We start from the raw sequence: 7,733 nt of genomic DNA on the forward strand, positions 1-7,733 counted from the left end.
CGCTTGTACGGTGGTGTGAGAGGACGGAGGCTGCGAGGCCTCCTCCTACTCGATTGCTGTCAGAGCGATTTGTTAATTCAGAACTATTTAGTAATAAAAATTTGTTCTGTTTCTAGTGATGTCATCGTGCGAACTTGACGCCAAATGTAGTAGAAAATACCTAACATCATCAGCATGCTTGGGATGGCGATTGCTGGGTAGCTGTAAAGTGTCAGCTTGCCAAGTTCTTCATTAAAGGCAGCGGTGCCAGCAGGGCTAGTCACAATCCAAGTCGCTAGGAAGTAGTTCATAGCTGAAGAAAATGCGAAAGTACTCGCGAATAGGTAGTTGGATGTCATTAGACAACGATCAAACTTTGCTTGGTTACCGAACTGCTTTAGGCGCTCTTCAATAAGAGAGATATTTAACAGGGCCGGTGTGAAGATAACTTTCTGGATAAACGGGTAGCGGGTGAAGGTTGAGCCAAGAACCGCCAAACCAATTAGACCAGGGATTAATGCTTCTTTTAGTGCTAACCAACGAGTGTCTAGCTCAAAGAAACCAATACCGCCCGTCAATAGCACGCTTACAAAGCCGAGCGCAGCGATGAAGTTGAACTTCTTATTGCGGATTAACTCCATGCCACCATAAGCAATAGGGAAGGCAAGGGCAACAAGCAAAGCTAAGCCTGTTCCGAGATGCTCATCTCCACTGAACTTCATTAAAATGAATGAAGGAAGAAAGACGTTAAACACGACTTCGAAAAGAGGACTCGATTTTTTGTTTTCTGTGTTACTCATAATTTCTAAATACATTATGTTATGGATTTGTTCTCAGGGATTGTTGTTTACCTCGCCCAAGATGTAAAGCCTTAAGGCGTCATGCTGTGTAACGACATGTGACATCAACGACATCTCTGAGCCTATATAACGCTCAATTTAATACTTTGTGAGGGATGTTTATCTGGCCGACTTGGGGAAATCGAGTGGAAATTTTGGTTTAGTTTATTCAAACCTAATTCAGTTTATTGCGTTGTCGCGTACTCTTACTCACATTCACCGCTCTCAAACGATTGATGAATGTGAAATGAGGGAGAATAGAAAGGAATAGTTATAAGTCCATTATTGGTCGAAAAGTAGGTTAAAGCTTAAAGGGATTTGGTCGGAAATCGCTAATCCACCCACGGTCGCTGAAAGTTTGTTTAGATTCTCTGTCGATATCCCAAAATCAGCGCCGTTGACGATGATTGTCGAAGCTGAGCTAACCATGACAAACCCTGAGGATGGAACCACCACAACTGGGAAATCGATCGTTTTGGTTACGCCGTGTAAAGTAACTTCCGCTGCTACTGTTGTTCTTTTTGGATCACCAGATAGCATCGACGGTTCAACCTTCCCAGAGATCTTCACTTCAGGAAAAGTCATCGATTCAAAGTAGAGTTCATTCAGTCTCTGGTCACGAATAGCGACTCCGGTGCTCACGCTTTTCAAGTCCAATACTATTGAAAACTGACCCTCTTCGGTAAGTCCTCCAGACATAGGTTTGATGGATGCGGGCTCGACAACAAACTGCTTTTTAATGGTCGCGAATGTGATGTTCGATAACTTCGGATCTAATGTGTAGCCCGACTCCGCGAAAGATTGAGCGGAGATAACGGTGCATAGGAGGCCGAATGTAGAGATTAGTTTTTTCATAAGTTGTCACCAGATTGATGAATTCACAGGTTTACGTTCTTGAGTCGTACGTTTTTAAAATGACTTTTTGGAAAGAGTGATTGAGAGAAGCTTAGTTCAGCATTCGAAAAATTACCGCAGGAAAAGAAGAGCGTCGCTGTATTACTGGAATCATGATCGACGAAGTGACTTGTTTATTTTTGGTTATGTTATAACATAACCAAAAGCACTCTTGCCAAGAATAATTATTCTGTTGGTAAAAGGGAAGCGATGAGCATGTATCAAGGAGACGACGTAATGAATGCCGTGTTAACCAAGCCTTTGGCTACCAATAGCAGCCAGCCACTCAACATTAGTTCAGCTGTGAGTATTCAGGATAAGGCAAATCACAAGCCAAGCTTGAGTGCTTCTGAGCAGCCAACGGTATTAGCGGAAATCTACCAAAGTGATATTAATATAGCGGTATGGCAGCGACAGTTTGATGAAGGCTTAACGACGGCAATTAGTGAATTTATCGCCTTGAATCCAAACTTTAGTAAGTCTGTTAGCGTGTCGCCTGATAATGCTTTCGATAAGTTGGAATTTGCTACCGATGGCACCGCCTCTAAAGCGCTATTAGAAAACATGGCAGAGCTGGTGGATATGTTCTGTTGTTTGTTTGAGCTTGAAGAAGTCGGATTGCGTTTAGCCGTTCTGAATAAAGCGATGTGCCCACGTTTCCATTTTGATCAAGTGCCTTGCCGCTTGGTGACAACTTATCATGGTGTTGCGACTCAATGGTTGCCAAACGACTTAGTCGACCGTTCTAAGCTAGGGCTAGGGGCTAACGGAAAGCCTGATTCTGTTTCAGGCCTGTACAACGACGAATCTGACATCCAGAAAATGGCCAGTGGTGATGTTGCGTTATTAAAAGGGGAGCGTTGGAGTGGCAACGAAAATGCAGGCCTTGTGCATCGTTCTCCCGTTACTTCATCTGACGAGACACGATTGCTGTTAACGTTGGACTTTGGTTGATCAACTTTTGACTACTTTGTCCGCAACCTGTTTCTATTCAGACGTTCAACACGTTTAAATACCTTCCTAATGATCTAACGGTATAGCGCGATCTGTGCCGTTATTACTCTCAAACAGAGACACTCATCAGCTGACCATGTTTAACACATTAATTCAAAATTTAGAGTTCACCATTCTCTAAATCAATGGGTTACGATGCGTGCTCTTACTCACACATATGAATAATTCAACCGGTTAGCTGGTTTCTTAATTTATTTTAAAGCGTAAAATATATCCCGCTTGCAAACCGCTTTGGCAACCAATTTGTTCGCCACGGTTTTTTACTTCCAAATTATAGGTTTCCTATGTTCAAGAAACTCTCGCTTAAAAATAAGCTGGCGATCTCTGCCAGTATGGCCATTATCCTGGGGGGGATTTTGGTCGAGGCATTGTCTTTTCGTGCTTCACTGCAAAGGTTAGATATTGAAGTTGAACAGCGCTTAGAGGGCGCATCGGCTTCGTACAATCAATATGTATCGGATTGGATCTTATCCAAAGAGCGTGCGCTTACTTCTCTTTCGAAAGAATCCAAACAAGAAAGCTTGGTGACTCATCTAAAACAGGTTCGTGACTCAGCTTCTTTTGATAATGTCTTCTTGGCATTTCCTGATGGGTCGCAAAAGAACGCGAACGGAGTAGTACTGCCGCCGGGCAATGATGATCCCCGTTTATGGGGGTGGTACACCAATGCGGTTGCGAACCCAAGCAAGGTGTTCATGGATAACCCAACGGTTGCTGCAGCAACTGGGGCGAACGTTGTTTCATTAGGAACAGCAATGCAACTGCATGGGCAACAGGTTGTGTTGGGGGCTGATGTAGAAATTACAGACATCTTAAACAGTCTAGAGCAGGTGATTCTTCCAGGTGAAGGTTACATGTTCATCGCGACCAACAAAGGCACGGTTTATACGCACCCTGACACTAAGTTACTGAACAAGAATATCAGTTCACTTGGGTTAAATTTCTCCGATGTACAAAAGGCTCTGACTAGCGGTAAAGACACTTCTATCGAGCTGAATGGCAGCGACTATGTTCTGTACGCACGTGCTATTGACGGAACGAGCCTGATTACAGTGAGTGTTGTTAATCATGACTCTCTGGTTGCACCGTTATTTGATGCAGTGATTGGTCAAGTTTTAGTGACACTGCTGGTCGTCATTGTATGTACCATACTGTTTAACCTTTTGTGTACTATTCTATTCCGTCCGTTGAACCACGTATCTCAAGCATTGGCGCAAATCGCGAATGGTAGCGGTGATTTGACTCAACGCATTCATGTAGAAAACCAAGATGAAGTGGGCGAGTTGGCTCATAACTTCAATACCTTTGTTGGAAGCTTACAGCAGTTGATTGGCCATATCCGTGGGCAGTCAGAACAGCTAAATAGCCAGTCAGAGCAAAGTACTCAACGTGCGAACCGTTCTGTGGATGAGCTTAACCATCAACAGCAAGAAATCACAATGGTGGCAACGGCTGTAACGGAAATGGCCTGTGCAACTCAAGAGATTGCATCGCATGCCGAGCAAACAGCAAAAGCGGCACAAGACTCAGCGACAAGCACTAACAGTGGTCACGCTCTGGTCGTCGACACTAAAGGTTCTATCAATAACCTAGCCAATGAAGTGAACGAAGCAGGTAATGTGATTAGCGAACTTAACAAGCATGCTCAAGAGATCTCGACTGTACTCGCAACGATTCAAGGCATTGCAGAGCAAACCAACTTACTTGCTTTGAATGCTGCGATTGAAGCGGCTCGTGCTGGTGAACAAGGTCGTGGCTTTGCTGTGGTTGCTGATGAAGTACGTGTGCTTTCGCAGCGCACTCACTCTTCAACAGAAGAGATCAAATCAACAATTGATATCCTGCAGCGCACAACGGCGCAAGCGGTTGAGCTGATGGAGAGCAGTTCTAAGTTGGCAATACATTCAGTAGAAGATGCCGATCGAGCTTCGCATGCGCTTGAAGAGATCAATACTGCAGTTGCTTTGATCAGCGATATGGCGACTCAAATCGCGACGGCTGCTGAAGAGCAAACACATGTGACGGGTGAAATTACCCAGAACGTGGCGACCATTAAAGATGTTACCGACCACTTAGTTGTGGGCGCACAGGACAGCTTAACTGAGTCGAACGAACTTAAGAGCCAAGCCGCTGGCTTAAGTGACAAAGTGGCGACTTTTAAGCTTGCTTAACTGGTTCGCTCACTGATGCCTGATCAGTGAGTGCACGTTAAGCAATAAGCCAAAGCGACGTAGATTACGTCGTTTTTTTTGTATTTGTGAGTAATCGAATTCTTTACTAATCTACTTCTGAAAACTCTTTCAGCGCACTCATTGCAGCTTCTGCTTTGTCTTTTTGAACGAAGATGTGGTCGTGATAGTAGCCCGCAACCACGTTAGCGCTAATGCCGTAAGAGCCAAGCTTTGTCGCAAACGCCGCCGTTAATCCAACCGCTTCAAGGCTCGAATGTACCGATAAAGTGATAAGGCTAAATACACCGTCGAAGTTTAGCTGAGCTTTGGTCGCAACGTCTTCTTCCAGAACCAGCGTTAAACCTTCTTTCTCACGAAAAGTTGAGATTGGATTGAGCTGAACATAGTCTGTTAACGCTCCGTCGACAGTACAGAAAACATAGTTGCCTTCAATGAGTTCTGGTGACATGGACTTTAACAAAATGTCTAAATCGGTAATGGCAGTCATAGTCAGTTTCCCTGCGTTAATAAGCTAATTGATGATGTATGCAGTCACGATAGAAGCAACTGACAGTTAAGTAAAATTAATGATTTTAATTCTGCATCAGTTTTACTAATGGCAAGTTTTCCTCCTTAGTGATGGCATCGTACTTCTACCAACTTGTCGATTGTTCCATCTCGTCAGATAAATGGTCGATAAAGGCTCTTAACAGCGGTGTGACTTGTTTACGCGTTCCATAAATAGCATGAACACCGAGCGTTTTAGGTTGCCATTCAGAAAGCAGTGGCACTAATAGACCATCACGCATCATGGTTTCCACTGAAGGGAAGGGCAGTAAACAGATACCGTTGCCTTTGAGTGTGGCAGAAAGCAGAACCTCTGAGGTGTTTGCACTGATATTCCCTTTAATCGGAACCGATTCGAGCCCATTGGGGCCATTGAACGTCCAAGCGGTTTTGCCAAAGTAACTGAACGATAAACAGTTGTGGTGCGCTAGATCTTGGGCTTCTGTGGGTGTGCCTTTCTCTTTTAGATATTGAGGCGATGCGCAAATCACGGAGCGGCATTCACCGATCTGCTTCGCGACAATATTGGGCGTCAGTTCGTTGGTTATGCGAATGGCCAAATCGATGCGTGACTCAACCAGGTTGACGGTCTGATCAGTCGAGATAATGTCGATAGAAACCTCTGGCCATTTGGCGATGAAGCGACTAATTGATTCCATCAAGAAGCTATCGACAATCGAGTAGCTCGCAGTAATACGCAGCTGACCTTTTAAATGCTCTCGGTTTTGGTTTCTGATCCCAGCTAGGGATGTTTCCAGTGCCAAAAGTTCTCTGGCGACCTCAAGTGTTTCTTTACCTGCGCTGGTTAAACTCAAGCTTCGTGTTGTTCTGTGAAGCAAGCGTGTGTCCATCCATGTTTCTAACTCACCCAAATAACGAGTGACCTTGGTTCGTGAGAGATCAAGGTGCTCTGCCGCTGCGCTCAAACTGCCACGTTCCACTATGGTGACAAAGACATTCATTGCCTCGAGTTTATCCATTGTTTTATTGCCTAGAGAATTAAACCGACCTCAGTATATGTCCGAAAACTGCAATAGTTAAAGTCAATTTGATATCTATTTCATCTAAAAACAATCAAATAAGATATTTGGACATTCAACGAGTTGGCAGGTGTTCAACTCCAAGTATCGGAATAAAGCCATGAATACGTTATCGAAAAACCTGTTATTAAAAAGCATGCTTTTAGGAACCATAAGCCTAGGAACCGTGCTGGCATCAAGTGTTGCTTTAGCTGTGGATCTGAACATCACTCACTATAACCCCGGTGAGAACGCGATATTCCCTGCAAGCTCGGTATTGGTTTCGGGTGAGAAAGAAGTGATTCTATTTGACGCACAATTCAGTGTCGCAGACGGACAAAATTTGGTGGAGCAAATCAAAGCCACAGGCAAAAAATTATCGATGGTTTACATCAGCAGCGGCGACCCAGATTACTACTTTGGTTTGGAACCGATAGTTTCGGCATTTCCTAACGTTAAAGTCGTTGCCAGTGAAGCCGTTGTCGCGCATATCAAACGCACCAAAGATGCAAAGCTTGAATACTGGGGGCCTATATTAGAAGGCAACGCGCCCTCTAAGGTGATTGTTCCAATGGTGATGAACGACACAACATTAAGCATCGAAGGTGAAACCATCGAAGTGAAAGAGATAAATACACACCAAGCTTACCTATGGGTTCCGTCTGAAAAAACGGTGTTTGGTGGCGTGTCGGTGTATAGCGGTGTGCATGTATGGATGGCAGATACTGCATCGAAAGAGATTCGTAGCCAGTGGTCACAATCGTTGGAGCGTATGAAAGCACTAGAGCCAGAGGTTGTAATTCCGGGTCACTATTTAGGTGAAATGCCAACAGGAATAAATGCAGTTCACTTCACGAAGGATTATGTGGCTGATATTGAAAAAGCGTTGGCGAGCAAAAGTAATCCAACATCGGTCGAGATCAGTGATTACATGAAGAAAGCCTACCCGAAATTTGAGGCTACGGAAGGCGATTTAGAACTTGGCGCGAAAGTGCTAAGCGGCGAGATGGCTTGGCACTAGAGTTGATTATCTCGGTTGTGTCCCAGAACAGTCTGAAGATTGTATGCTAGATTTATTGGTGATACACAACTGGAGATATCGATGATCTGGCTTTCAGTGAAAGTACTACAGATTGGACTTGTCTATGGATACAGGAAGTATCAAAAAACGAAAAGAGCTCCAGCTTAGGAGCTCTTTTTTTGTTGTGCGCCGAGCATGGCGTTGATCTAGGAGGTGAAAGTCCTCTACG

General features: G+C 44.3%; 7 protein-coding genes. 3 read left to right on the forward strand and 4 right to left on the reverse strand.

What is annotated here, in order from left to right:
- Positions 1 to 83: 83 nt before the first annotated feature.
- The gene (locus AB6F11_RS21145) at positions 84 to 779 is read right to left on the reverse strand and encodes a VC0807 family protein (RefSeq protein WP_017059114.1); all 696 of its coding nucleotides are present in this window, start codon (positions 777 to 779) and stop codon (positions 84 to 86) included.
- A 321-nt stretch (positions 780 to 1,100) separates the two neighbouring features.
- The gene (locus tag AB6F11_RS21150; RefSeq protein WP_017069838.1) at positions 1,101 to 1,673 is read right to left on the reverse strand and encodes a YceI family protein; all 573 of its coding nucleotides are present in this window, start codon (positions 1,671 to 1,673) and stop codon (positions 1,101 to 1,103) included.
- Positions 1,674 to 1,949: 276 nt separating this feature from the next.
- Here AB6F11_RS21150 and AB6F11_RS21155 point away from each other — a divergent pair, with 276 nt between their 5' ends.
- Both AB6F11_RS21155 and AB6F11_RS21160 read left to right on the forward strand, forming a co-directional pair.
- The gene (locus tag AB6F11_RS21155) at positions 1,950 to 2,666 is read left to right on the forward strand and encodes a DUF1826 domain-containing protein (RefSeq protein WP_102393118.1); all 717 of its coding nucleotides are present in this window, start codon (positions 1,950 to 1,952) and stop codon (positions 2,664 to 2,666) included.
- Between the two features lie 344 nt (positions 2,667 to 3,010).
- Positions 3,011 to 4,897: a methyl-accepting chemotaxis protein gene (locus AB6F11_RS21160; RefSeq protein WP_102393119.1), complete on the forward strand. Its 1,887-nt coding sequence runs from the start codon at positions 3,011 to 3,013 to the stop codon at positions 4,895 to 4,897.
- 106 nt (positions 4,898 to 5,003) lie between these two features.
- Here the strand turns inward: AB6F11_RS21160 and AB6F11_RS21165 are convergent, their stop codons facing one another.
- Positions 5,004 to 5,405 (reverse strand): ACT domain-containing protein, encoded by a 402-nt coding sequence (locus AB6F11_RS21165; protein WP_017069835.1) that lies wholly within the window; start codon positions 5,403 to 5,405, stop codon positions 5,004 to 5,006.
- A 145-nt stretch (positions 5,406 to 5,550) separates the two neighbouring features.
- Complete coding sequence (locus tag AB6F11_RS21170; protein ID WP_102393120.1) at positions 5,551 to 6,444, reverse strand: LysR family transcriptional regulator; 894 nt, start codon at positions 6,442 to 6,444, stop codon at positions 5,551 to 5,553.
- 160 nt (positions 6,445 to 6,604) lie between these two features.
- Here AB6F11_RS21170 and AB6F11_RS21175 point away from each other — a divergent pair, with 160 nt between their 5' ends.
- Positions 6,605 to 7,504: a Vmh family MBL fold metallo-hydrolase gene (locus tag AB6F11_RS21175; RefSeq protein ID WP_102393121.1), complete on the forward strand. Its 900-nt coding sequence runs from the start codon at positions 6,605 to 6,607 to the stop codon at positions 7,502 to 7,504.
- The last annotated feature ends 229 nt before the right edge of the window (positions 7,505 to 7,733 follow it).

The organism is Vibrio sp. 10N.247.311.14 (genome assembly GCF_041467715.1).
Lineage (GTDB): Bacteria > Pseudomonadota > Gammaproteobacteria > Enterobacterales > Vibrionaceae > Vibrio > Vibrio crassostreae_C.